The 23,073-nt window shown below is 66.3% G+C and carries 23 protein-coding genes; 20 read left to right on the top strand and 3 right to left on the bottom strand.

Annotated elements, in window-relative coordinates; all coding sequences use genetic code 11:
- Positions 1-7 precede the first annotated feature (7 nt).
- From glnT to Q8Q80_RS04315, 11 genes are all read left to right on the top strand, one after another.
- The gene (glnT, locus tag Q8Q80_RS04265; RefSeq protein WP_305631731.1) at positions 8-1,348 is read left to right on the top strand and encodes a type III glutamate--ammonia ligase; all 1,341 of its coding nucleotides are present in this window, start codon (positions 8-10) and stop codon (positions 1,346-1,348) included.
- Between the two features lie 19 nt (positions 1,349-1,367).
- A complete protein-coding gene (locus tag Q8Q80_RS04270) occupies positions 1,368-2,276 on the top strand; it encodes a class II glutamine amidotransferase (protein ID WP_257081826.1) in 909 nt (302 codons plus the stop codon).
- A complete protein-coding gene (locus Q8Q80_RS04275) occupies positions 2,264-2,953 on the top strand; it encodes a protein glxC (protein ID WP_305631732.1) in 690 nt (229 codons plus the stop codon). The genes Q8Q80_RS04270 and Q8Q80_RS04275 overlap by 13 nt, the downstream gene beginning before the upstream one ends.
- Before the next feature lie 47 nt (positions 2,954-3,000).
- Positions 3,001-4,365 (top strand): FMN-binding glutamate synthase family protein, encoded by a 1,365-nt coding sequence (locus Q8Q80_RS04280; RefSeq protein WP_257094293.1) that lies wholly within the window; start codon positions 3,001-3,003, stop codon positions 4,363-4,365.
- 28 nt (positions 4,366-4,393) lie between these two features.
- Positions 4,394-4,774 (top strand): multidrug efflux SMR transporter, encoded by a 381-nt coding sequence (locus Q8Q80_RS04285; protein WP_305631733.1) that lies wholly within the window; start codon positions 4,394-4,396, stop codon positions 4,772-4,774.
- A 121-nt stretch (positions 4,775-4,895) separates the two neighbouring features.
- A complete protein-coding gene (locus Q8Q80_RS04290; RefSeq protein ID WP_305631734.1) occupies positions 4,896-5,249 on the top strand; it encodes a hypothetical protein in 354 nt (117 codons plus the stop codon).
- 11 nt (positions 5,250-5,260) lie between these two features.
- Positions 5,261-5,662 carry a hypothetical protein gene (locus tag Q8Q80_RS04295; protein WP_305631735.1) on the top strand — a complete coding sequence of 134 codons (402 nt, stop codon included), beginning with the start codon at positions 5,261-5,263 and terminating at the stop codon, positions 5,660-5,662.
- 3 nt (positions 5,663-5,665) lie between these two features.
- Positions 5,666-5,806 carry a hypothetical protein gene (locus Q8Q80_RS04300; RefSeq protein ID WP_305631736.1) on the top strand — a complete coding sequence of 47 codons (141 nt, stop codon included), beginning with the start codon at positions 5,666-5,668 and terminating at the stop codon, positions 5,804-5,806.
- Positions 5,807-5,856: 50 nt separating this feature from the next.
- The gene (locus Q8Q80_RS04305; protein WP_305631737.1) at positions 5,857-7,251 is read left to right on the top strand and encodes an APC family permease; all 1,395 of its coding nucleotides are present in this window, start codon (positions 5,857-5,859) and stop codon (positions 7,249-7,251) included.
- Complete coding sequence (locus tag Q8Q80_RS04310; protein WP_305631738.1) at positions 7,251-7,928, top strand: hypothetical protein; 678 nt, start codon at positions 7,251-7,253, stop codon at positions 7,926-7,928. The genes Q8Q80_RS04305 and Q8Q80_RS04310 overlap by 1 nt, the downstream gene beginning before the upstream one ends.
- Positions 7,925-8,242 (top strand): hypothetical protein, encoded by a 318-nt coding sequence (locus Q8Q80_RS04315; protein WP_305614245.1) that lies wholly within the window; start codon positions 7,925-7,927, stop codon positions 8,240-8,242. Before Q8Q80_RS04310 ends, Q8Q80_RS04315 begins: the two co-directional genes overlap by 4 nt.
- Positions 8,243-8,437: 195 nt before the next feature.
- Here Q8Q80_RS04315 and Q8Q80_RS04320 read toward each other — a convergent pair whose 3' ends face one another.
- The 3 genes from Q8Q80_RS04320 to Q8Q80_RS04330 all read right to left on the bottom strand — a co-directional run bounded on the left by Q8Q80_RS04320 (position 8,438) and on the right by Q8Q80_RS04330 (position 11,388).
- Positions 8,438-8,683: a hypothetical protein gene (locus tag Q8Q80_RS04320; protein WP_305631739.1), complete on the bottom strand. Its 246-nt coding sequence runs from the start codon at positions 8,681-8,683 to the stop codon at positions 8,438-8,440.
- Positions 8,684-8,836: 153 nt separating this feature from the next.
- Positions 8,837-10,126, bottom strand: a complete 1,290-nt coding sequence (locus Q8Q80_RS04325) for a YhcG family protein (protein ID WP_305631740.1) — start codon at positions 10,124-10,126, stop codon at positions 8,837-8,839.
- 182 nt (positions 10,127-10,308) lie between these two features.
- A complete protein-coding gene (locus tag Q8Q80_RS04330; RefSeq protein WP_305631741.1) occupies positions 10,309-11,388 on the bottom strand; it encodes a helix-turn-helix domain-containing protein in 1,080 nt (359 codons plus the stop codon).
- Positions 11,389-11,769: 381 nt separating this feature from the next.
- Here Q8Q80_RS04330 and peaA point away from each other — a divergent pair, with 381 nt between their 5' ends.
- Genes peaA through Q8Q80_RS04375 form a run of 9 tightly spaced genes read left to right on the top strand, consistent with a single transcriptional unit; the run spans position 11,770 to position 23,004 of the window.
- Positions 11,770-13,383: a quinohemoprotein amine dehydrogenase subunit alpha gene (gene peaA, locus Q8Q80_RS04335; protein WP_305631742.1), complete on the top strand. Its 1,614-nt coding sequence runs from the start codon at positions 11,770-11,772 to the stop codon at positions 13,381-13,383.
- A 27-nt stretch (positions 13,384-13,410) separates the two neighbouring features.
- Positions 13,411-14,853, top strand: a complete 1,443-nt coding sequence (gene peaB, locus Q8Q80_RS04340; protein ID WP_305631743.1) for a quinohemoprotein amine dehydrogenase maturation protein — start codon at positions 13,411-13,413, stop codon at positions 14,851-14,853.
- Positions 14,850-15,170, top strand: coding sequence for a quinohemoprotein amine dehydrogenase subunit gamma (gene qhpC / locus Q8Q80_RS04345; RefSeq protein ID WP_305614240.1), 321 nt, complete (start codon positions 14,850-14,852; stop codon positions 15,168-15,170). Before peaB ends, qhpC begins: the two co-directional genes overlap by 4 nt.
- Before the next feature lie 32 nt (positions 15,171-15,202).
- Complete coding sequence (peaD, locus tag Q8Q80_RS04350) at positions 15,203-16,312, top strand: quinohemoprotein amine dehydrogenase subunit beta (protein WP_305631744.1); 1,110 nt, start codon at positions 15,203-15,205, stop codon at positions 16,310-16,312.
- A gap of 5 nt (positions 16,313-16,317) precedes the next feature.
- Positions 16,318-18,048 (top strand): ABC transporter ATP-binding protein, encoded by a 1,731-nt coding sequence (locus tag Q8Q80_RS04355; protein WP_305631745.1) that lies wholly within the window; start codon positions 16,318-16,320, stop codon positions 18,046-18,048.
- Positions 18,045-18,695 carry a S8 family serine peptidase gene (locus tag Q8Q80_RS04360; protein ID WP_305631746.1) on the top strand — a complete coding sequence of 217 codons (651 nt, stop codon included), beginning with the start codon at positions 18,045-18,047 and terminating at the stop codon, positions 18,693-18,695. Before Q8Q80_RS04355 ends, Q8Q80_RS04360 begins: the two co-directional genes overlap by 4 nt.
- A complete protein-coding gene (gene ccsA / locus Q8Q80_RS04365) occupies positions 18,688-20,847 on the top strand; it encodes a cytochrome c biogenesis protein CcsA (protein ID WP_305631747.1) in 2,160 nt (719 codons plus the stop codon). Before Q8Q80_RS04360 ends, ccsA begins: the two co-directional genes overlap by 8 nt.
- Entirely contained in the window at positions 20,844-22,238 is a 1,395-nt protein-coding gene (locus Q8Q80_RS04370) for an NAD(P)/FAD-dependent oxidoreductase (RefSeq protein ID WP_305631748.1), read from the top strand. Before ccsA ends, Q8Q80_RS04370 begins: the two co-directional genes overlap by 4 nt.
- Entirely contained in the window at positions 22,219-23,004 is a 786-nt protein-coding gene (locus tag Q8Q80_RS04375) for a TorF family putative porin (RefSeq protein WP_305631749.1), read from the top strand. Before Q8Q80_RS04370 ends, Q8Q80_RS04375 begins: the two co-directional genes overlap by 20 nt.
- Positions 23,005-23,073: the final 69 nt, after the last annotated feature.

A 23,073-nucleotide genomic window follows, 5' to 3' on the forward strand; every position in this document is an offset into this window, starting at 1 on the left:
AAATGACATGACACCGAGCGAAGCAAAGCAGTTTCTGAAAGACAACAAGGTCAGGTATCTGCTGGCACAGTTCGTCGACATCCACGGTTCGGCCAAGACCAAATCGGTCCCGGTCGAACATTACGACACCGTGGTGAGCGATGGCGCCGGCTTCGCCGGGTTCGCCATCTGGGGCATGGGCATGACGCCCAATGTCGACGCCGACTACATGGCGGTCGGCGATGCGTCGACGCTGTCGCTGGTGCCCTGGCAGCCGGGCTATGCGCGCATCGCCTGCGACGGCCATACGCACGGCACGCCGCACGAATTCGACGCCCGCGTGGTGCTGAAGAAGCAGCTCGAACAATTCAAGTCGCGCGGCTGGACCTTCTACACCGGCATGGAGCCGGAGTTCTCGCTGCTGCGCAAGGTCGAGGGCAAGATCCTGCCGGCCGACGCCGGCGACACGCTGGCCAAGCCCTGTTACGACTACAAGGGCCTGTCGCGTGCCCGGGTCTTTCTCGAACGGCTGTCCGAATCGCTGCGCGCGGTCGGCATCGACGTCTATCAGATCGACCACGAAGACGCGAACGGCCAGTTCGAAATCAACTACACCTTCACCGACGCGCTGACCTCGTGCGACCACTACACCTTCTTCAAGATGGGTGCCGCCGAGATCGCCGCCGACCTGGGCCTGATCTGTTCCTTCATGCCCAAGCCGTTCTCGAACCGCCCGGGCAACGGTCTGCACATGCACATGTCGATCGGCGAAACGGCGCCCGGCGGCAAGAAGAACCTGTTCGAGGACAAGTCCGACAAGCACGGCCTGGCGCTGTCGAAGCTGGCCTACCACTGGGCGGCCGGCCTGCTCAAGCACGCGCCGGCGCTGGCTGCGCTGTGCTGCCCGACGGTCAATTCATACAAGCGTCTGGTGGTCGGCCGCTCGCTGACCGGTGCCACCTGGGCGCCGGCCTACATCTGCTACGGCGGCAACAACCGCAGCGGCATGATCCGCAGCCCCGGCGGCCGGCTTGAACTTCGCCTGCCCGACGCCTCCTGCAACGCCTATCTGGCCACCGCCGCAGTGATCGCAGCCGGCATGGACGGCGTGAACAACGAGCTCGATCCGGGCGCGCCGAACAACGACAACCTGTACGACTACAGCCAGGCCCAGCTCGACGCGGCCGGCATCGGCGTACTGCCGCAGAACCTGCATGAAGCGCTGCTGGCGCTCGAAAAGGACGAAGTGATCCGGGCTGCACTGGGTCCGGTCGTCGACGAGTTCCTGCGTCTCAAGCACATGGAGTGGGTCGAGTACATGCGCCACGTTTCCGATTGGGAAGTGCAGAGCTACCTCGAATTTTTCTGATCATCCCCGGAGAACCGATATGTGTGGAATCGTGGGTTTGCTGGTGAAGACACCGGCACTGAAGGAAAGACTGGGCGAGTTGATGGTGCCCATGCTGATCGGCATGACCGAACGCGGGCCGGATTCGGCCGGTCTGGCGGTGTTCGCCGATCCGCTGGCCGAGGGCTCGCGCAAGCTGAGCCTGTATTCCGGGCTGACCGATGAAGGCGCGGATTTCAACTGGCATGGTCTGACGCACGCGCTGAAGGATCACCTCGACGTCGAGGCGATCATCGACGTGAAGAACAATCACGCCGTGCTGTCGTTCGCGGTGGCGCCGGACATGATCAAGCGCTGGTTGCGCGAACACCATCCGAAGCTGCACATCCTGAGCACCGGTCGCACGATCGACCTGTACAAGGACGTCGGCACGCCGGCCGAAGTGGCCGAGCGCTACGACTTCAAGTCGATGAAGGGCTCGCACCTGGTCGGCCACACCCGGATGGCGACCGAATCGGCGGTGACGCCGGACCGCGCCCACCCGTTCACGGCCGGCGAGGATTTCTGCCTGGTGCACAACGGTTCGCTGTCGAACCCGAATGACATCCGTCGCAAGCTGCAGCCGCACGGCATCCATTTCGACACCGACAACGACACCGAAGCAGCCTGCCGCTTCCTCGAATGGCGGCTGCGCGAAGGCGACGAGCTGGAGGCGGCGCTGCAGCGCGGCTTCGACGAGATGGACGGTTTCTACACCTTCCTGATGGGGACGCCGGACAAGCTTGCGCTGATCCGCGACCCGTTCGCCTGCAAGCCTGCGGTGGTCGCCGAAACCGACGACTACGTGGCGATCGCGTCGGAATTCCGTTCGCTCGCCCACCTGCCCGGCGTCAAGCACGCCCACGTGTTCGAACCCGCGCCCGAGGAGATGTACGTATGGAACGCCTGAGCTTCGATCTTGCGGCCTCGTCGCTGAGCGACATGAACCGCTTCCTGCACCGCGACCTGGCCGACGGTGACCGTCGCCACGTGTCGGTGCTGAACCCGGACGGCGCGCACAACATCGCGGTCGGTCTGAATCACCCGGTCACGGTCGAGGTGCATGGCCATGCCGGCTACTACGCGGCCGGCATGAACAAGCACGCCACCGTGGTGATCCACGGCAGCGCCGGCACCGGTGTCGCCGAGAACATGATGAGCGGCACCGTGCATGTGAAGGGCTTCGCGTCGAATGGCGCCGGCGCCACCGCACACGGCGGCCTGCTGGTGATCGACGGCGACGCCGGCCTGCGCTGCGGCATTTCGCTCAAGGGCGGCGACATCGTGGTTGGCGGCAGCGTCGGCAGCTTTTCCGGCTTCATGGCGCAGGCCGGCCGCATGGTCATCTGCGGCAATGCCGGCGACGCGCTCGGCGACTCCTTGTACGAGGCGGTCATCTACATCCGCGGCACGGCGAAATCGCTCGGCGCCGATGCGCAGTTCGAGGACATGACCGACGCCGACTACGCGGCGCTGGCTGAACTGCTGTCGAAGGCCGGTCTGGACCACGATCCGAAGTCATTCAGGCGCATCGCCTCGGCACGTTCCCTGTACCACTGGAACGCCGACGCCGACCAGGAATATTGAGCCGGGCGTACCGGAAACCCGCAGGACTCAGCACCAAAGGACTCAGCATGGACACCAAGCCCGTTACGTTCAAACGCCCGTCGCTCGAACAGTCGGCCAGTTTCGACCGCAGCGTCATCGACTATATCCAGAATGCGGCCGCACACGGCCTGTACGAAATCCGCGGTCTGGGCGCCAAGCGCAAGCTGCCGCACTTCGACGATCTGGTCTTTCTGGCCGGTTCGCTGTCGCGCTACCCGCTCGAAGGCTATCGCGAAAAGTGCGTCACCAAGACGGTGCTCGGCACGCGCTTCGCGAAGAAGCCGATCGAACTCGACATCCCGATCACCATCGCCGGCATGAGCTTCGGCGCGCTGTCGGCCAACGTGAAGGAGTCGCTCGGCCGCGCCGCGACCGAAATGGGTACCTCGACCACCACCGGTGACGGCGGCATGACGCAGGAAGAGCGCGGCTCGTCGAAGACGCTGGTGTATCAGTGCCTGCCGTCGCGCTACGGCTTCAATCCGGACGACGTGCGCCGCGCCGACGCGATCGAAGTGGTGATCGGCCAGGGCGCCAAGCCGGGCGGCGGCGGCATGCTGCTCGGCCAGAAGGTGAATCCGCGCGTGGCCAAGATGCGCACGCTGCCGCAGGGCGTCGACCAGCGCTCGGCCTGTCGCCATCCCGACTGGACCGGTCCGGACGATCTGGCGATCAAGATCCAGGAACTGCGCGAACTGACCGACTGGGAGAAGCCGATCTATGTGAAGGTCGGCGCGACCCGCACCTTCAACGACGTCAAGCTGGCCGTGCATTCGGGCGCCGACGTCGTGGTGGTGGACGGCATGCAGGGCGGCACCGCCGCGACGCAGACCTGCTACATCGAGCACGTCGGCATTCCGACGCTGGCCGCGGTGCGCCAGGCCGTCGATGCGCTGGAAGACCTGAACATGAAGGGCAAGGTGCAGCTCATCGTGTCCGGCGGCATCCGCAGCGGCCCCGACGTCGCCAAGGCGCTGGCCATGGGTGCCGACGCCGTGGCCATCGGCCAGGGCATCCTGTTCGCGCTCGGCTGCAATTCCGAGAGCTATATCCAGAACGGCGAACACGTGTCGGCCATCGAAGGCTACGACGCGCTGGGCACGGCACCGGGCTTCTGCCACCACTGCCACACCGGCAGGTGCCCGGTCGGCGTGACCACTCAGGACGCCATCCTGGAGCAGCGCCTGCAGCCGGACGTCGGCGCGCGCCGCGTCAAGAACTACCTGCAGACGATGAACATGGAACTGACCACGATTGCGCGTGCCTGCGGCAAGCAGAACGTGCATCACCTGGAACGCGAAGATCTGGTTGCGCTGACGCTGGAAGCCGCCGCCATGGCGCGCATTCCGCTGGCGGGTACCAGCTGGATCCCGGGTCACAACGGTTTCTGACCCGTGCTGCCATGAGGAGTCTGCGGACGTGACCGGATGGCTCTTCCTGCCGGGCGCCATCGTTGCGGAAGTCATCGCGACAAGGGGCTGTCGTCCTTCGATTCGTGCCGTACGAATCGAAGGACGGCAGCCCCTGGCACTGAAGCAGGTGGCCGGCCTGTCACGTCCGCTGCCCCTGGTCGTGACCGTGGTTGGTTACGTCATCGCGTTTTCGCTGATGTCGCTGTCGCTCAAGACCATTCCGCTCGGCATCGCCTACGCGGTGTGGTCGGGTGTGGGCATCGTCGCAATATCAATAATCGGCCTGATCGCATTCGGTCAGCGCCTCGACGCCGCCGCAGTGGCCGGCATTGCCCTTATCGTGAGCGGGGTCGCCGTGATCCAGCTCTGTTCGAAGTCGCAGGCCTGAACGCATCACCCCGGACATCACTTTCAAAAGGAGACCCCGACACCGCACATCCAACGTTTCCACTCTGCTGCTGACGATTTCATCCCATCAAAAAATTGCACCCATAAAGGAGGAGAGCAAGATGGATCAAGGCAAAAGCAAACACCCCGCAAACCCCGCGCTCGACCAACGCATCAGTCGCATGTTCGGTCGTGACCGGGCAACGGCGCTATGCGCGCTCGTCGGCCTCTGGCTGGCGCTGGGCTATGTGTACCTTGCGGTCCCGCACGGCTTTTTCGGCTCGCCCGTCGGCCTTGTGCTGACCGTGGCCGGTGTACTCGTGCTGCTGTTCAACACGGCGTCCGTCGTGGCGATGCTGCGTCATTACGACGAAGACCGCGCGCACATCTACGGCATCGACATCCACCACCTCGACGAACACCGCGCCCGTGCCCGCAAGGCCGCACTGCGCCCGGCTCACGTCGACATCGGCTGAGGAGCGCACCCATGTCCCGCACCATCTACAAACCGCCGGTACAGAAGGGCTTCGGCCAGTTCGTCGATGCGCTCGTCGTGCTGGCGCTGGTCTATCTGAGCCTGCTCGCGCCGCTGCTGCTCGGTGGTACCGCGGCCGAGTCCGATGCGCCGGCAGACAAGCCGGTCGCCACCTGGGAGGCCATGCAGCAGAACGAAACCATGGCCGCCCAGTGGCAGAAGCTCGGCTTCGATGCGGAGAAGGCCGAGCCCATCGTCAGCAAGAAGTTCAGCTACGAGATCGAAGCCTGGTCGCTCGGCATCACGGTCGCCGTGATCGCCGCGTACTTCTTCTTCGTGCTCAAGGTGTCCGACCGCGAGTACCGCGAAGTCATCAACGAGCGCTTCGGCCCGCGCACCGGCAAGGAGGACTGAGTCATGGATTTCTGGACCGCAATGGAATACGCAGCCTGGGGCATTTCGATCGTGCTGGTCGGCTGGATGCTGGTCGATGCACGTTTCGTCAGCACCACCTACGGCGAAGACTTCCTGCTCAGTTCGCGCGAAGGCGACGAGTAACCGGTGGTTCGAACCACGCACAACGGCGTGCGTGAACACGGGAGAACAAGATGGGAACGACAACTGCAGCAGCAGGCAAGCAGGAGAAGATTTCGCTCCTGAAAGTGTTGGGCCCGGTGCACGTATGGGCACTGGGCGTGGGCATCGTGCTGGTCGGCGAGTACATGGGCTGGAACTTCTCGGTGGCGAAGGGCGGCGCCTATGGCGCGCTGATCGCCTGCTGGGTGATCGGCCTGCTCTATACCTGCGTGGCGATGATCGATTCGGAGGTGACGTCGACGGTGGCCGCTGCCGGCGGTCAGTACACGCAGGCCAAGCACATCATCGGGCCCTTGATGGCCTTCAACGTCGGTCTCTATCTGGTGATGGCGTACACCATGCTGGAGGCAGCCGACGCGCTGGTGGTCGGCGATCTGCTGAAGGCGGTGGCGGCGCAATACGGCGCCGAACTCGATCCACGGCCCTTCGTGGTGCTGACGATCGCCTTTCTGGCCTGGCTGAACTACCGCGGCGTATTCATGACGCTGACAGTGAATTTCGTCATCACCGCCTTCGCCGTGCTCGCCATCCTGGTGCTGTTTTTCAGCACCACCGGCATCGCCGGCGGCGAAAGCGTGCTGCGGCACAGCGAACTGCTGACCGACCTGCCGTATGGCTGGATCGGCGTGCTCGCTTCGCTGCAGTTCGGCATGTGGTACTACCTCGGCATCGAAGGCACCTGCCAGGCGGCGGAAGAAGTGCGCTCGGCCGGCCGCTCGATTCCGCTCGGCACCATGGGCGGCATGATGACGCTGCTGATCGCCGCGTCGCTCACCTGGTACATCTGCACCGGCCTCATTCCGTGGGAATACCTGGGCCAGGCGACGACGCCCCTGTATGACGCCGCGCGGCTGACCGGCAGTGTCGAACTGGAGGTGATCCTGTTCATCGGCACCATGTTCGCGGCGATCGCTTCGGCCAACGGCTGCATCAACGACTCGTCGCGTGCCTGGTTCTCGATGTCGCGCGACCGCTACATGCCGCACTGGTTCGGCGCCGTGCATCCGCGCTATCGCACGCCCTACCGTGCCATCCTGTTCCTGATCCCGATCGCGGTGTCGTTCGCCTTCACCGGGCTGCTCGACCAGGTGATCACCTTCTCCATCCTGTCGGGCCTGCTGGGTTACACCTTCATGTCCTTCAATATCGTGCGCTTCCGCCGGCTGTGGCCGCTCGGGTCGATCGAGCGCGGCTACGTGCATCCGTTTCATCCGGTGCCCGCCATCGTGCTCGGCCTGCTGTGCGGCGCGACCTACTTCGCGACCTATCTGGGCTACGGCACGTCATTGCTGTCGATCATGGCCTTCTACATCCTGGTGTCGATCTGGTTCGTCGTGCGTCGCTATCCGTACGTGAAGCGCGGCGAGCAATTCACGATGCCCTGGCCGCGACCGAAGGGTTACTGATGACCATCGCGACCATCGCGGCGCTGTTGCTCGCCAGCGCGTGCTTCGCGTGGTGGCACCGGCGCGTGCAGCGACGATTCGGCGACGAGCGGGCCGCGGTGTATGCGCAGTGCACCGGCCTGTTCGACGCGGTCGACGTGGCCGCTTCGGGTGCGGACTATCCGCGCCTGAGCGGCCGCTACGGCGGGGCGCAGTTCGAGTTGCAGGCCCTGCTCGATCACGTCGGCTACCGCAAGGTGCCGTCGCTGTGGCTGTCCGTCACGCTGCGCACGCCGTTGCCGGTGGGCGGCAGCTTCGACCTGTTGATGCGACCGCAGAACATCGAGTTCTGGTCCGCATCGGACAGCATGGACGAGCGCATCGACCTGCCCGCCGACTGGCCGGTGCACCAGATATCCAAGGTGAGCCCGGCCGGCTGGCGACCGCCGCTGAATACGCTGCGCGAGGCAGCCGGCAGCCTGATCGAAGAGCCGTCGTTCAAGGAACTGCTGGTGAGCCCGCGCGGCGTGCGCATCGTGTTCCGCGTCGGCGGCGTGCAGCGCGCGCACTACCTGGTGCTGCGTTCGCTGCTGCCGGACGAGACGCGCGTCGAACCCGAACTGCTGCAACCTCTGCTCGATGCGGCGCTGCGCATCGCCGCGTCGCTCAAGATCACGAGAATGGAGAAAGCCGCATGACATCCGACATCGCATCGGCCGCCGCAGTGGCAACACCTCGTCCACCGCATCCGCTGTTCGTGCTGGCTGCGGCCGCGCTGCTGCCCGGCATGGGCCAGGTGCTCAACGGCATGCAGGTACGCGCATGGATCATGCTGTTCTTCGCGCTCAGCCTCGGCGTCGTGAGCTGGCACATGACGACGCCCGAACACTCCTTCGTCGGCCGCCACGCTGGCGGCTTCTTCGTCTACGCCGTCATGGTGATGGACGCCTATGTGTGGGCACGCTACCGGCACACGCTGGCGCGGGTTAGGGCGGGGGCAGGCGTGGCCTGAACGCCGCCGTCCGACGCCCCGTCGACCAGATGTGGCGTGCCGGCTGGCATGAACACGCGATCTCCTTCTTTCGGTTGCACCAGTTGGTCATCCACCGCCATGTTTGCTTCGGCCGTTGCACCCGCAGCACCGACTTGTCCTCTGTGAGGGTGGTCGTTCATCCTGGCGATTACAGCGTTTCTTCGGTTCCGTGTATCAGTTGCTTCGTCTGCGCACGTATTCGCGCAACCGCTGATAGCGCGTGTCTTGTTCAAGCTCGGAAGCCGCACGCACGATTTCATCCAGGCGTTGCGCTAATTCGCGGGGTAACCCGTGTGCGTCGGTCATTACGGCATTCAGCAGAAGTAGTGCGTCCGCTGCGAAGCGCTGACACAAGCCCGATTGGTGCAGCCGACGTACTATGTCACCCGGATGTTCAAGCGGTTGCAGCCAGTCTTTCACTGCAGCCAACGCAACGGGGAACTCAGATCGGGCTGCAGTCGCCAACCTGGGGAATGAATTAGCGATTCGAGGCGTGGCGAGGATGCGGGACTTTGGCCAGACGTGTTGCCAGAACGGCTGAACACGGTTCTTCCAATGGTATCGATTCCGCCTTCATTCGCCGTCCTCCGCGGTACCGCGCCGCGCGATCTGTCGCGCTTCCAGTTCACGCCTCGTTTTCTCCAGTTCGGCCTGCAGCAGTTCAACGTCCGGCAGCACGGTCTGGTATTCGGCGGCCATGATCTTGTTCGGCAGGCCGTCCAGTGCGTAGCGGGCCAGGGCGGATCCGGCCCGTGCGCAAAGAATCAGGCCGACCGGCGGGTTTTCGTCGGGTAGCGTCCAGTGCTCGCGGGCGTAGTTGCAATACATGTGCATCTGGCCCACGTCGGCATGGGTGAGCGCGGTCAGTTTCAGGTCGATGATGACCAGACAGCGCAGGCGACGATGAAAGAACAGCAAGTCAACGCGAAACCAGCTTTCGTCGATGCGCAGCCGTCTCTGGCGGCCGACGAAGGTGAAGTCGCTGCCCAGTTCGAGCAGGAAATCTTCAAGGCGGTGGATCAGCGCGTCTTCGAGATCCGATTCAGAGTACTCGTCCTTGAGGTCAAGAAACTCGAGAACGTAGGGATCCTTGATGGCGTCGTCTGCCGTGACGAGCTCGCCGGGTTGGGGCTGGCCGCCTTTTTCCAGCATGTCCCGCTTGTTCTTCGACAGCAGCGCCCGCGTGTAGAACTGGCTGCCGATCTGGCGATCGAGCTGGCGCACGCTCCATCCGCCGCGCAGTGCTTCGGCTTCGTAGAACGCGCGCTCCTCGGCGGACCGGGTGCGGCGCATCAGGTGGATGTAATGCGTCCAGGACAGAGGAAACACCTGGGCCAACTGGTGCAGATCGAAATTCCGAATCGACGGTTCGGAATTCGGCGGCTGCGCGCCAGGGGGCAATTTCCGAATCAGTGATTCGGAAATGTTTTCGGGCGGATAGGTCTTGTAGAAAAGGCGCATGGATTCGAGCGAGTCCACCCCGAAGCCGCGCCCGAAGCGGGCCGACAGGTCGGCGGACAGGCGCTTCAAGAGTGCTTGCCCGTACTCTGCCCGGTCTTTGCCACCCTGTTCGAACTCGACGATGCGTCGGCCGATTTCCCAGTAAGAGGCCGTCATCAGTGCATTGACGCTGCGCGCGGCGGCCCGCCGGGCGGCCTCCAGCAGCGCGACGATGTCCGCGTGTACAGCCGTGTAGTCGAGTTTCGGGGGTGAAGAGGGAGGGGTTGGACGTGTCATGCCCGTCCCTCCGCAGCCAGGGTGTCGATCCCGTTCGTCAGACTTTTCTCTTTGGCTTCGTGACTGCGCATCGCAACATTCCAGCCCGCCATCATTAACCGGAACGGCGGCTTCTTCAGTGCCCACGCGTCCGCTTCAAGCCTGTTCTTGATGTTTGCCTGGCGCGGCCGACGCGCGACGAGAACGTTCTCCGTGTTGCTGTGGCCATCGGCGAGCAGGCCGGGAATCTCGCGCCCAGCCTCGGCGTCGACAGCGGCACATGACGACATCCGAGTGTTCCTTCGTCCGGTGTCAAGCCAGCGGCCGTTCTATTGATCCGCCAGCCCGGGGAACAGCCAGTCGCCGCCGCCCGACGACCAGGGCTGGACATGTACCCGCGGCGGGCGCTTCAGCGTGGACGATGGTGACTCGCCGAACAGCGCCTTGTAGTAGGACGAGAACATGCCCATATGCCAGAAGCCCCACTTGCAGGCGGCACTGCCGACCGACATGGTCGGGCCGCCGTGCAGCAGGTCCTTGCGCACGCCGTGCAGGCGCACGTAGCGCAGGAAGGTGACCGGGCTGATGCCCAGCACGTTGATGAATGCGTGGTGCAGGCCGCGCCGGCTCATCTTCAGGTGTGCGCTCAGATCGCTGACCGAAGGCGGCGCGTCGCGGTTGGCGAGTATGTACTGGCGTGCGCGTTCGACGATGGCGCGGTGAATGGCGTGGCCGCCGCGGCTGCGTTCGGCTTTATCGGAGATCGACAGCAGCGCCGTGAGCGATGCGTTGATGATGGATTCCGACACCGCCTGGCATGAGGCGGCGTGCCGCAGAACCTCGGGCGTCGCCTGCACGCAACACATGACCTCGTGCAGCACCTGCCGGTAACGCATTGCTGCGCCCGAGTGCAGGGTCTGCATCTGCGTTCGCGCCAGCACGCTCGCCACTTCACTGGCCACCTCGCGCCCCAGCACCGATTCGGCGTAGGTCTCCAGGGTATCGGCGTCGATCACGGCAACGAAGATGTCGGACATCCTGGGCGTACGGAAGTGAAGTTCCTCGCCCGGCAGCAGTGTCAGCAGGCTGTCGCGCTGGACTTCCTGCGCCTGCCAGTAACCTTCCGGATGCACGTTCATCGGCACGCCGACGGTGTAGGACGACGGACGCGGATGGCCCTTCTCGTCGATCACCTGGTCCATCGATTCGCGGAACAGTTGCACCGGGCCGGTCGTCATTTCGACGATACGACCGCGAAACTCGCCGCTGGTCAGCTGCATGTACTCCTGTGACCACTGCGGCAGGCTGTCCGCGTGCTGGCAAGGGTCCTCGGTGACGAAACAGCACAACTGGGGCACGACTGGCTGCCCATGCGATAGCGTCTCGCCGGTGGATTCAACGGTATTCACGCTCACTCCCTTCGCCGCTCGTGACCGGCGCAACCCCTGCTGCGTGGCAGTACGGATGACGCTTCGTGAAGATGGCGGCGTTCGTTGTATCGGCGGGCCTGCGAACGTCTGCACCGGTTGCTGGCCGGCGCGTCCGGAACCCTCTGAAACCGATGGTAGGCCCGGCGCCCGGGCTCGGCAATACGCGGCCCGACATCATCCGGACGAACGGGCCGATTCTTGATATTGCGGACGGAACCTCTGGCCGGTTCGCGATAACGCCCGTGCCCACCCCACTCCTATAGTCGATCAACGGCCGGCGGGCTCCGCCAACGCCGTGATCAACAGACGCCGCGCAGTCAGCGAGCGGCCTTCATCGCCCAACAACTCAAGAGGTACTCGATGCACAGAACAGTACTCAGCAGGACGTCGCCGCGTGCGCTTGCGCTCGCTGCCGGCCTGGTCACCCAGCTCTACGTCGGGGGCGCCCATGCGGTCGCTCCGGCGCGCGAGGCACTGGTCAACACCAAGTGCGCATCCTGTCACACCGCCAAGGGGGACGGCAGGTGGGACCGCATCAGTGAAAGCCGTCGCACACCGGAAGGTTGGGATATGACGGTCGCGCGCATGGGCTTCGCTCACGGCGTGAAGATGACGCATGACGAGCGCAGCGCCATCGTCAAATACCTCTCGGATGCCTACGGGTTGTCGCCGGACGAATCGGCGGCGCACCGCTACATCGTTGACCGTACGCCCAGCGTGGTCGAGCACCCGGAGAACAAGCTGATCGGCGACACCTGCGCGCGCTGCCACTCCTACGGGCGCATCGCGGTACAGCGCCGCACCGAGGCGGACTGGCGCAAGCTGGTGCACTTCCACGTCGGCCAGTTTCCGGCCATCGAAATCCAGGCCGGCGGCCGCGATCGAAACTGGTTCGACATCGCCGTCGGCGACGCCTCGGTCGAGCTGGGCAAGGTGTATGGCTTCGAGTCCGACAGCTGGAACAAGTGGAAGGCGCAGAAGCCGGCCGACGCGAGCGGCAACTGGCGCCTGGTCGGCCACAAGCCGGGCGCCGGCGCCTACGAAGGCACGGCCACCGTAACGCGCACCGGCAACGACGCCTATTCGGTCAGCATGACCGTGCGCTACGAGAACGGCACGAGCGAACAGCTGACCGGATCGGCCCTCGTCTACACCGGTCACGAATGGCGCGCGACGCTGAAAAGCGGCGAACGCGAAATCAACCAGGTCATGACGCTGGCCGACGGCGGCCGTGCGCTGTCCGGTCGCTGGTTCGAGTCGGGTTACGACGCGATAGGCGGGGTGCTGCGTGCAGTCCGTGCGGACGGTGCACAGCCCGCCGTGCTGTCGGTGCAGCCGGCCGCGCTGAAGGCGGGTACTCGCAGTCGCCTGGTCATCAACGGCGTCGGTCTCGACGGCGACGTGAGTCTGGGCAGTGGCGTGAAGGTGCTGTCGGTGGCCGAGCGCAGCCTTGATCGCGTAGTGGTCGAGGTCGAGTCGGCGAAGGACGCGGTCAGCGGCCCGCGCGAAGTGAAGGTTGGCGACGCACGCAGCGGCGAAGCGCTCAAGGTCTATCAGCGCATCGACTACGTGAAGATCACGCCCGACCATCCGATGGCCCGTGTCGGCGGCAACGGCGGCTCGATGAACAAGGTGCCGGCCCAGCTGGAGGCGCTGGCCTACACCGTAGGGCCTGACGGGAAGCAGGGCACTGCCGACGATCTGTTGCTCGGTGCCATGCCCGCAGCCTGGTCCTTCGACAACCTGAACAAGGTTGCCGCCGAGATGAAGGACGCCAGATTCGCTGGCCGCATCGACCAGAACGGCCTGTTCATGACCAACGATGCGGGTCCCAACCCGCAGCGCAAGTACCGCACCAACAACGCGGGCGAGCTGAAGGTGACCGCAGCGGTCAAGGACGGCACCCGCACGGTCAAGGCCACTGCGCCGCTGATCGTGACGGTGCAGCGCTTCAATGATCCCCCGATCCGCTGAGTGCGGGCCATCACCGGAAAAGCCATCATGACCGAAGCCAATCTGCTTTACGTCGATACGCACGCCTTCCACGACGTGGATGTGAAGGGCCGGCGCGTGCTGCTGCACGTGCCCAGCACCGGCATCTTCGATCTGGACGGTGTGACGGCCGAGGTGCTCGATTTCGTGCGGCCGATGACGACCGTGAGTTTCGAGGCGCTGCTGCAACGCTTCTCGGGCAACGGTTCGCCGACGCTGATCGCCGGCGCGATCGAGGATCTGAAGTCGCTGGGTGTGCTGCGCGGCGGCCCTGCCGTGGCCGACCGCGGTGCAGGGATCAGCGTGACCGAATTTCCGCTCAGCACCATCGTGCTGAACGTGAATACCGGCTGCAACCTGAGCTGCACCTATTGCTACAAGGAAGACCTGACCACCCCGTCCAGGGGCGAGAAGCTCGACTTCGACAAGGCGAAGAAGAGCATCGAACTGCTGCTGAAGGAAGGGGCGAAACGCGACCGCGTCAACGTGGTGTTCTTCGGCGGCGAGCCGCTGTCGAACATGCGGCTGATCAAGGCGGTCACCGCCTACGCGGAGGAGCGCTGCCGCGAGGAAGGGAAACAGGTCGACTTCTCGCTCACCACCAACGCCACGCTGCTCACCGAAGAGATCGCCGACTGGTTCAACGAGCACTCGTTCGGCATCTCGATCAGCATGGACGGCCCGCAGGCGGTGCATGACCTGCGCCGCAAGACCGTAGGCGGCAAGGGCACCTACGAGGTGGTGGCAAAGAAGGCGCGCATGCTGCTGTCGCGCTACACCTCGCGGGCGGTCGGTGCGCGGGTCACGCTGACCGCAGGCTATTCCGACGTGGCGGCCATCCACCATCACCTGAAGGACGAACTCGGCTTCGCCGAAGTGGGCTTCGCGCCGGTCACCAGCAACCCGGTCACCACCTTCAATCTGGTCGGTGACGAGCTGCGCGCGGTGTTCGACGCGATGAAGACGCTGGGCCGCGAATACGTCGCCGCCGCGGTCGAGGGCCGGAACATCGGCTTCTCGAACATGCACCAGATGCTGTCCGACCTGTACGAGGGGCGCCGCAAGGCGCTGCCCTGCGGTGCCGGCATCGGCCTGCTGGCGGTCGACCACAAGGGCGACCTGAACCTCTGCCACCGCTTCACCGGCTCGGCGCTGCCGACCTTCGGCAACGTCGATACCGGCATCGCCAAGGTGGAACTGGGAGCCTTCCTGGAAGCCGCGCTCGACCGTTCCGAGCGCGGCTGTTCGACCTGCCGCATCCGCAATCTCTGCTCGGGCGGTTGCTACCACGAGTCCTACGCCAACTTCAGTGACCCGCATTCGCCCGTTTATCACTACTGCGAACTGCTCAGGGAGTGGGTCGATTTCGGCATCGAGGCCTATCTCGAAATCCTCGAAAAGAACCCCGCCTTCCTCCACAAGCATGTCGCGAACAGGAGCTCCGAACTATGAACCGCTTGAAACCGCTGAACCGCAAGGCCCACCAGATCGAAGCAGCCCCGAACGAGGAGGCGGTCGAGAAGGTGGTCGCGATGACCGCCGCCGTTGCCGGCTGCTCCACAACTTTCGATCCGGGCTGGGAACTGGACCCCTTCCTTGGCGTGGCCGGTCTGTGCCAGCCGATGGAAGCCGACTTGTACGGCTGTTCCGACCCCTGCTGGTGGCCGGCCCAGGTGCCGGACACGCTGCACAACTACCCGGACTGGAACACCGGGAAGGACGACGCTGCGCGCGATTGGAACACGCTGCAGAGCGTGTTCCCGAAATAAGCCTGCGAATGCAAACGGAGGAATACCTGCTCATGAAGATCAAGACCACGGCGGCCGCACTGGCCGCCAGCTTCGGCGTCGCACTGTTCGGCGCCCTCCCGGCCACAGCCCTCGCGGCCAAGGACTACCTGGTGACCGCCGCGCGCCCCAACCTCGTGTTCGTGATGGACGCGAAGGAACGCAAGGTGGTGAAGACGCACACCATTCCGAACACCTCGATGGGCAACAGCCCGATCACGCTGGTGCATTCGCGTGACGGCAAGACCGCCTACGTCATCCACAACCGCTGGGAAACCGTGTCCGGCATCGATCTGGACAGCGGCAAGGAAGTGTTCCGCGCCGAACTGTCCGGCGGCGACATCCGCGGCAAGTCTCCCTTCCCGATGGACCTGAGTCCGGATGGCAAGGAACTGGCCGTCTATGTGAATCCGACCCAACTGCTGCCGGGCGAGTACAAGGTGCTCGATCCCTACATCGCGATCTACCGCACCGACGCCGGCACCGACGCCGAGCCGGCACGCAAGCTCAAGGTGCCGCGCCGCGTGTCCACGCTGGCCTGGTCGGCAAAGGGCGACACGCTGTACGCCTTCAGCTGGGACATGCTCAAGCTCGACCCGCAGACCGGCGCGGTCAAAGGAAAGCACCCGTGGCGCAGCTGGAAGAACGGCGAGCAGGGCGAGCCGGACACGCTGGCAATCTGGCCGCAGTGGGAACAGACCAATGTGTTCGCCACGCCCTACTACGTTGCCTACGCGAACAAGCCGGAAGGCGATCCGTCAGCACTCCGCGCCGGCATCTGGACGCTTGACCTCGAAAAGGACACGGTGCATTTCAAGGAGTTCGAGAATGCCGGCGTCGTGCTGTTCTCGAGCGTGGTGAACCCGGTGCGCCGCGACGAAACCTATACCGTCTATACCCAGCTCACCAAGGTGAACACGAAGACCGGCAGGATGGACCGCGTCGATCTCGACCACACCTACTACAACGTGAATGTGTCGAGCGACGGCAAGGAGCTGTACATCGGCGGCACCCAGGGCGACATCGCGGTGTATGACAGCGCCACGCTGAAGCGCATCGGCAACATCCGCACGCCGGGCGGTGGCGATCAGGTACTCACCTCGCTGCGCATCTTCCAGCGCTGAGCGGCATGAGGGCAGAAGCACTGCATGTGCCCGCGGCGGGCGTCGCGCCGGCCGCGGCGGCGCCTGCGGCGCAGGGCGGCCGTCGTCTCGGCGCGCTCTACCGCTGGGCAGGCGACTTCATCCGGCCCGAGTGGCCGGCGCTGGCCGCCGTGCTTCTGCTGTCCACGCTGGCCGTGCTGGCCGGGCTGGCCCAGCCGCTGCTGACCCGGGCGCTGATCGACGACGGCATCCTCGCGCACGATCGCGCGGCGGTGCTGGCGAGCGGCGGCTGGATGGTCGGGCTGGCGCTGTTCGCGCTGGCGGTCGGCTTCGCCTGCCGCCGCATCCACGTGGCGGCGTCGGCCCGCATTCTCCACCGCATGCGCGAATCGCTGTTCGCGCATGTGCTGCGGCTGTCGCCGGCCTTCTTCGCGCGCATGCGCCAGGGCGACCTGCTGACGCGGCTGGAAGGCGATCTGGGCGAAGTGCAGCGCTTCGCGGTCGACGCCGTGCTGTCGGCGATCAATTCGGTGCTCACGCTGATCGGCACCGTCGTGCTGCTCTGGCTGCTCAGTCCCAAGCTCGCGTTTTTCCTCGCACTGTTGATGGTGCTCAACAGCATCGTGTTGTCCTGGGTGCGACCGCGCATCGAGAAGCTGTCGCAACAGTCGCGCGACGCCGGTGTCGAGGTGTCGAGCTTCCTGGTCGAGAAGATCGGCGCGGTGCGCTGCATACAGACGCACGCCGCCGAGAAGCGCGAGCGGGAACAACTTGGTGCGCTGCACGGCACGGTGCGCGAGCGTCTGCTGTCGCTGCAGCTGTTCGGCTATCTGGGCGGCGCCTTTCCCAATCTGCTGCTGTCGCTGGCGGTAATCGGCATCTTCGTCGGCGGCAGCCTGTCGATGCTGGCCGGCGAGGCGCTGACGCTGGGTACGCTGGTTGCCTTCGCCACCTGCGTGCAGCGCGCCAGCGCGCCGCTGCATGCGCTGATGGGGCTCTACCTGCAGTGGCAGCGCGTGAAGGTCGGCCTGAACCGCGTCGACGAACTGCGCGCGCTCGACGTGCCGGACGATGCGGCTCCCTTGCCGGGCAACGCCTTCCCGGTCGGCGACCTGATGGTGCGCGACCTCGCCTTCACCTATCCGGGTGCCGCGCGCGCGGCCTTCTCCGGACTGAATCTGACCATTCCCGCCGGTGCGCGCGTGTGGCTGCGCGGTGACTCGGGCAGCGGCAAGTCCACCTTCATCGATCTGCTGCACCGCCACTTCGAACCGTCGGCCGGCTGGATGTCCATCGGCGGCGTGAACCTGAAAGCCATCGACCGCGCGACGCTGCGTCGGCACATTGTCGTGGTGTCGCAGGAGGCGGTGCTGTTCACCGGCTCGCTGCTCGACAACATCCGCTACGGCCGGCCTGACGCGAGTCGCGACGAGGTCGGGCAGGCGGCGCAGGCGGCCGGCGTGAGCGACTTCCTGTCGCGTCTGCCCGACGGGCTGGACGCCATGGTCGGACCGCGCGGCGCCTCGCTGTCCGGCGGCGAGCGGCAGCGGGTCGCGCTGGCGCGCGCGCTGCTGATGTTGCCGGCCCTGCTGGTGATCGACGAGGGCATCTCCTCGCTCGACGGCGCGCTCGAACTGCGCACGCTGGCGGCGATCGACGCGCTGCTGCCGCAGGCGACGCGCATCGTGGTGAGCCACCGTGACCTGTCGCAGCTCGCCTTCGACCGCGTCATCGATTTTCCGCAGGCCGCCGCATGACCGTCGTCGTTCGCGTGGGTCTGCTCGACGGTGCGCTGGACCGCAGCATCGGCGACGCGGTGTACGCCGTGTCCGGCGGCGCGCCGCTGGGCGCCAACGCGCGCGACCACGGCAGCCAGATCGCGCGCTGCGTGCTCGCGCACGCACCGCAGGCGCGGCTGGCGGTGGCGCAGGTGTTCGGGAGCAGCCGTGAAACCACGGTCGACGCAGTGCTCGACGGCCTCTACTGGCTGATCGGGCAGGGCGTGCAACTGATCAATATGAGCTTCGGCATGCCGACTGCCAGCCCACGCTTGGCGCAGGCCTGTCGCGACGCCGCCGACGCCGGCATCGTGCTGGTCGCCTCGGCGCCGGCGCGCGGTGCGCCGGTGTATCCGGCCGCCTTCGCACAGTGCATCGCGGTGACCGGCGACGCGCGCTGCGCATCAGGCGACGTGTCGTGGCTGGCGACCGCCGTGGCCGATTTTGGCACTCACCCGCTGATCGAACCCGGCCGCCCGGAGCACGGCGGCGGCGCCAGCATCGCCGCCGCGCGGATGAGCGGGCTGATTGCCGCGCTGCTTGCGCAGGGCGTCGCGTCGGATGATCTGCGCGCGCGGCTGCAGCGAGCGGCGATCCATGTCGGACCGGAGCGCCGTCATGCGTGATCGCCTGCTGTGGGGCGCCGTGCTGGGGGCGGCGCTGGGCTGTGCGGTGTTGCCGGCGGCTGGCAATGTGCTGCTTGCAGCCGCCGGTGCCGCCGCACTGTGGGCCGGGGTGGTGCCCGTCCGGCGCTCCGCGCTGCTGCGCGTCGTGGCCGGCCTGCTGTGGGGCGCGCTGATCGCGCTGGCCATGCTGCTGCTCGGCGACCGCTTCGACGTGCGCTACGTGTGGATATACAGCGGCGCCGAACTGCCGCTGCACCTGAAGCTCGCCAATCTGTGGGGTGGCGACGAAGGTACGACGCTGCTGCTGGCCGCCTTCCTCGCCACACTGGCGGCACGCGGCGCCGCGCAACGCAGCCAGCGCATCGACATCGCGGCCCTGCTGGCAGCCTGGTATGCGCTGACCGCCGCCTGGCTCGGCCCGTTCGCGGCGACGCCGGTCGACTGGCTGCACAAGGCGGCGTCGCAGGGCATGAATGCGCATCTGATGAATATCTGGATGCTGGTGCATGCGCCGCTCATTCTCGCCGCCTACGCATGGACACTGTCGCTGGCCGCTCCCGCGCTGGCGGCACTCGCCGGTCACGACGCGCGCTGGCCGGGCAGTGCGCTGATGCACGCGCGACGCGCCTGGGCGCTGCTCACCGCCGGCATCGGCTTCGGCATGGTGTGGGCCTTCGAGGACGCGATGTACGGGCAGGTGTGGCACTGGGACCCGGTGCAGACCGCGGTGTTCGCCGTCTGGTGTCTGCTTGCCGCCCACCTGCACGGCGCCGGCGGCTGGCGGCCCGGCCGCACGATGTGGCGCTGGGTGCCATTCGCCGCGCTGGCGGCGGCGGCGCTGACCGCGGTCGCGATGGGCGTCACGCGCAACGAGGTGCTGGCCAGTTCGCACCGCTACGTCGGCGCGTCGACCTGGGCGGCCCACATGACGCTGGCTGCCCTGCTGTCGGTGGCCGGGCTGGCTGCGTGGCGGCACGGACTGCGCGCGGTGCGACCCCTGCCGAATGCGAAACGCCTGAACCTCGCCGCCTGGGGCTTGCGCGCGACGCAGCTCATTTTCGTGTTCATCGGCCTGGCGGCAGTGGCGCATCTCGCCTGGGCCTTCTACGCCAGCGCACAGGGCCTGCCGCGGCCGGACGACCTGAAGCCCTTCTTCGAAACGCTGCGCAACTGGGCACGCGGTTCCGAACTGCCGGCGCTGCGCGCGGCCTTCGCCCAGTGGGACGTCGATGGGTACGGGCTGGCGCGCCTGCTGCTGCTGCCCATGGTCGCGGCCGGGCTGATCGGCGGCTGGTTCTTCGCGCGCCGGCTGTCGGCGCGGCTGGGCTGGATCACGCTGGCTGTCGCGACGCTGCTTTGCGCAGTGGTGTTCGTACGGGGCGGCCTGCTGGCGAACGGCTACGCCGGCAGTGGCGTGCTGTCGCAGCAGATCGTCGCCGTGCTGCCACGCATCGACGCCGCGCTGATCGCGGGCGCCTATCTCGCGCTCGGCTGTGCCGTCTGGAGCCTGCACGGCGCCTGGCGCAACCGGCGCACCGCCGGCCATCTGCTGCCGCTCGGCCTGCTGCATCTCGGTGCGGTGGTCGCGCTGTGGGGCGGTCTGCTGGCGACGGCGCTGAATGGCTATTCGCAGCACCTGATCGATATCGATGGCGACTGGCAACGCGCGCACCAGGGCTATGCCGTTCGCGTCACCAGCCTCGACGTGGACCGCGTGCCCGACGGCGGTCGCACGCAGGGCAGCGGCAGTTTCCGCGCACTGGCGCAGATCGAGATCGCGACACCGGAGCAGGGCGTGCTGCAGGGGCAGACGCTGTATCGCGACGCCCGCAGCGCGATCGCCGGCTACGCCGGTCCGGTGCGCCAGATCTGCGAAATCCTCGACTACCGTTATGCGCGCTACGCCGACCAGCCGGGCTATGTGCTGCATCCCTTCATCGACCGCGGCTGGGCGCGCGACCTGCAGCTGTGGGTCGCCACCTCGTCCGCGGTGGCGGCGCTCGAGGGCGGGCCGCAGGCCGCACAGGCGGTGGTGGTGCTGCGTGTGCTGCCTTTCGCGTCGCTGCTGTGGATCGGTTTGACGCTGAGTTCGCTGGGCGCGCTGTGGCTCGCATTGCGCCCGCTGCCCATGCACCGGACGCAGCAACGATGATTCCACTGCTGATACTCGGTACCGGTCCGGCCGCCAGCCTGCTGGCGATCGCACTCGCGCGGCACGACATACCGGCGCAGGTGATCGGGCGGCCGCGCACGGCGCCCGCGGTCGAGGGTCTGTCGCAGCGCGTGGTCGCCGCGCTGAAGCAGCTCGGATGTCACGAAGCGCTCGCCCTGCTCGGCCCGCGCTGGCATCGCGTGTCGAGCTGGAACGCGCAGGAGGTCGAGATGAACGGCGAGTTCGTCGTCGATCGCGTCGCCTTCGACGCGGCGCTGCTGCGCGACGTGCGGGCGGCCGGCGTCGACTTGCGCGACGGGCTTGTGCGCGAGCTGGAGCGGGGCGAGGGCGGTGGCTGGTGCGTGCGCTGGGAGGACGTCGACGGACGCCAGCAGCGCACCGACACCGCACTGCTCGTCGAGTGTCGCGGCCATACCGCGCCGAAGATGGCACCCGATCTCCACGCCGGCCCGACGCTGGTATCGCTGGGTCGCACCTTCGACGGCGCGCGGGCGCAGCCGCGCACCACCTTCATCGAATCCTTCCCGTCCGGCTGGGCCTGGGGCGGTGTCGATCCGCAGGGCTGTGCACACATCCAGGTTGTCATGCGGCCGGCCAGCGTGGCCGCCTTCGACGGTGACCTCGATCTCGCGCACGCGGCGGCGCTGGCGCAGCTCACGCGCCTGCCGCAGCGCTTCGGCAGGCAGCTCAAGGCGACCGGTGCCGCGCGGGCGCGCGGCATACAAGCGGCACTGCGCGGCGCGGTCGCCGGCAACGGCTATCTGCGTGTCGGCGACGCCGCCTACACCTGCGATCCGCTGTCCGGCCACGGCATGTTCGAGGCGGCCTCCGGCGCCATTGCCACGGTGCCGGTCATCAAGACGCTGCTGCAGCGCCCGGCGCAGGCAGAACTGGCGCGGGGCTACCTGCGCGAGCGCATCGAAGCGGTGTTCTTCTCGCGCATCGAGGTGGCGCGACAGCACTACGCAGCCGAGACGCACTGGGAGGACGAGCCCTTCTGGCAGTGGGTGACGCAGCCGGTGGCCACGCGGCCGTCCGTCGCACGCGTCACCGGTCCGGCTGCGTTCGCAACGTTGCCGGTGGTCGAGGACGGATTCATCGTCGAGCGCCGCGTCGTCGTAAGCGCCGAACATCCGCGGGGCGTGCGCTTCATCGACGGTATTGATCTCGGCCGGCTCGACGCGCTGCTGCAGGCGGGCGCAGCGATCGTGCCGGCCGACATCGGCTGTCATCTGGGCGCGCCGGCCGACGCAGTCGCCCGGGCGCTGCGCTGGCTGCAGACGCATTCCCTTCTTACCCGCGCCGGGCATCGATCCGGCGATTTCACCACCGCAAGAGGAGCGTTTAACGATGAAAAGAACCCGGTTTGATGTCCTGCTGCCCATGTTGCTGATGGCGGCATTGCCGCTGCCTGCCCATGCTCAGGAGCCCGTGCCAGCCTTCACTGTGAGCGCGAACGTGGGGGTGTTCTCGCAGTACATCTTCCGCGGCATTTCGTACTCGCAGGAGAAACCCGCGGTGCAGGGCGGCTTCGATCTGGCGCATTCGAGCGGCCTCTACCTCGGCGTGTGGGGCACCAATGTCAGCGGCGATGCGCTGCCGAACGCGGTGGGCGAGATCGACGTCTATGGCGGCTATGCGCACGCGATCGGCGACTTCACGCTGGACGTGGGCTTCCTGCAGTTCCTGTTCCCGGGTGGCGAGTACAACGGCAGCGGCGAGAACTTCAACTCGCTGGAGCTGTATGCCGGGGTGACCTGGAAATTCCTGAACGTGAAGTACTCGCAGATGGTGACCGACTACTTCGGCTTCAACGACCGCTCCATGGGCATGGGCCGTGGTGACTCTGACGGTTCCTGCTACCTGGAGGCGAACGTCAATTACGAATTCCTGCCCGGCTGGACTGCACAACTTCACGTCGGCCGTCAGGACGTGAAGCACTACGACCAATACAGTTTCACCGACTGGAAGGTGGGCGTGACCCGGAACTTCGAAGGTGGCTGGCAGGCCGGGCTGTCATATGTCGACACCAATGTCGACAAGAACGCCTACCTGCCGATCTGCAACGGCAATGGCAACGGCTGCAAGCAGCCGGGCGATCCGAACTGGCTGGCCTTCGTCAAACGCACCTTCTGACCGTTCCCGGGGTCTTGCCGGCATCGATGTGCAGCGCGCGGCCGCCCCCGTCCCGGGACGGGGGCGCGC

Origin of the sequence: Methyloversatilis sp. (assembly GCF_030698125.1) — a bacterium.
GTDB lineage: Bacteria > Pseudomonadota > Gammaproteobacteria > Burkholderiales > Rhodocyclaceae > Methyloversatilis.

Excerpts from the sequence above, each read along its gene's own strand:
- glnT (WP_305631731.1), top strand. The coding sequence starts at position 8 with ATGACACCGAGCGAAGCAAAGCAGTTTCTGAAAGACAACAAGGTCAGG.
- Q8Q80_RS04270 (WP_257081826.1), top strand. The coding sequence starts at position 1,368 with ATGTGTGGAATCGTGGGTTTGCTGGTGAAGACACCGGCACTGAAGGAA.
- Q8Q80_RS04275 (WP_305631732.1), top strand. The coding sequence starts at position 2,264 with ATGGAACGCCTGAGCTTCGATCTTGCGGCCTCGTCGCTGAGCGACATG.
- Q8Q80_RS04280 (WP_257094293.1), top strand. The coding sequence starts at position 3,001 with ATGGACACCAAGCCCGTTACGTTCAAACGCCCGTCGCTCGAACAGTCG.
- Q8Q80_RS04290 (WP_305631734.1), top strand. The coding sequence starts at position 4,896 with ATGGATCAAGGCAAAAGCAAACACCCCGCAAACCCCGCGCTCGACCAA.
- Q8Q80_RS04295 (WP_305631735.1), top strand. The coding sequence starts at position 5,261 with ATGTCCCGCACCATCTACAAACCGCCGGTACAGAAGGGCTTCGGCCAG.
- Q8Q80_RS04300 (WP_305631736.1), top strand. The coding sequence starts at position 5,666 with ATGGATTTCTGGACCGCAATGGAATACGCAGCCTGGGGCATTTCGATC.
- Q8Q80_RS04305 (WP_305631737.1), top strand. The coding sequence starts at position 5,857 with ATGGGAACGACAACTGCAGCAGCAGGCAAGCAGGAGAAGATTTCGCTC.
- Q8Q80_RS04310 (WP_305631738.1), top strand. The coding sequence starts at position 7,251 with ATGACCATCGCGACCATCGCGGCGCTGTTGCTCGCCAGCGCGTGCTTC.
- Q8Q80_RS04315 (WP_305614245.1), top strand. The coding sequence starts at position 7,925 with ATGACATCCGACATCGCATCGGCCGCCGCAGTGGCAACACCTCGTCCA.
- peaA (WP_305631742.1), top strand. The coding sequence starts at position 11,770 with ATGCACAGAACAGTACTCAGCAGGACGTCGCCGCGTGCGCTTGCGCTC.
- peaB (WP_305631743.1), top strand. The coding sequence starts at position 13,411 with ATGACCGAAGCCAATCTGCTTTACGTCGATACGCACGCCTTCCACGAC.
- qhpC (WP_305614240.1), top strand. The coding sequence starts at position 14,850 with ATGAACCGCTTGAAACCGCTGAACCGCAAGGCCCACCAGATCGAAGCA.
- peaD (WP_305631744.1), top strand. The coding sequence starts at position 15,203 with ATGAAGATCAAGACCACGGCGGCCGCACTGGCCGCCAGCTTCGGCGTC.
- Q8Q80_RS04355 (WP_305631745.1), top strand. The coding sequence starts at position 16,318 with ATGAGGGCAGAAGCACTGCATGTGCCCGCGGCGGGCGTCGCGCCGGCC.
- Q8Q80_RS04360 (WP_305631746.1), top strand. The coding sequence starts at position 18,045 with ATGACCGTCGTCGTTCGCGTGGGTCTGCTCGACGGTGCGCTGGACCGC.
- ccsA (WP_305631747.1), top strand. The coding sequence starts at position 18,688 with ATGCGTGATCGCCTGCTGTGGGGCGCCGTGCTGGGGGCGGCGCTGGGC.
- Q8Q80_RS04370 (WP_305631748.1), top strand. The coding sequence starts at position 20,844 with ATGATTCCACTGCTGATACTCGGTACCGGTCCGGCCGCCAGCCTGCTG.
- Q8Q80_RS04375 (WP_305631749.1), top strand. The coding sequence starts at position 22,219 with ATGAAAAGAACCCGGTTTGATGTCCTGCTGCCCATGTTGCTGATGGCG.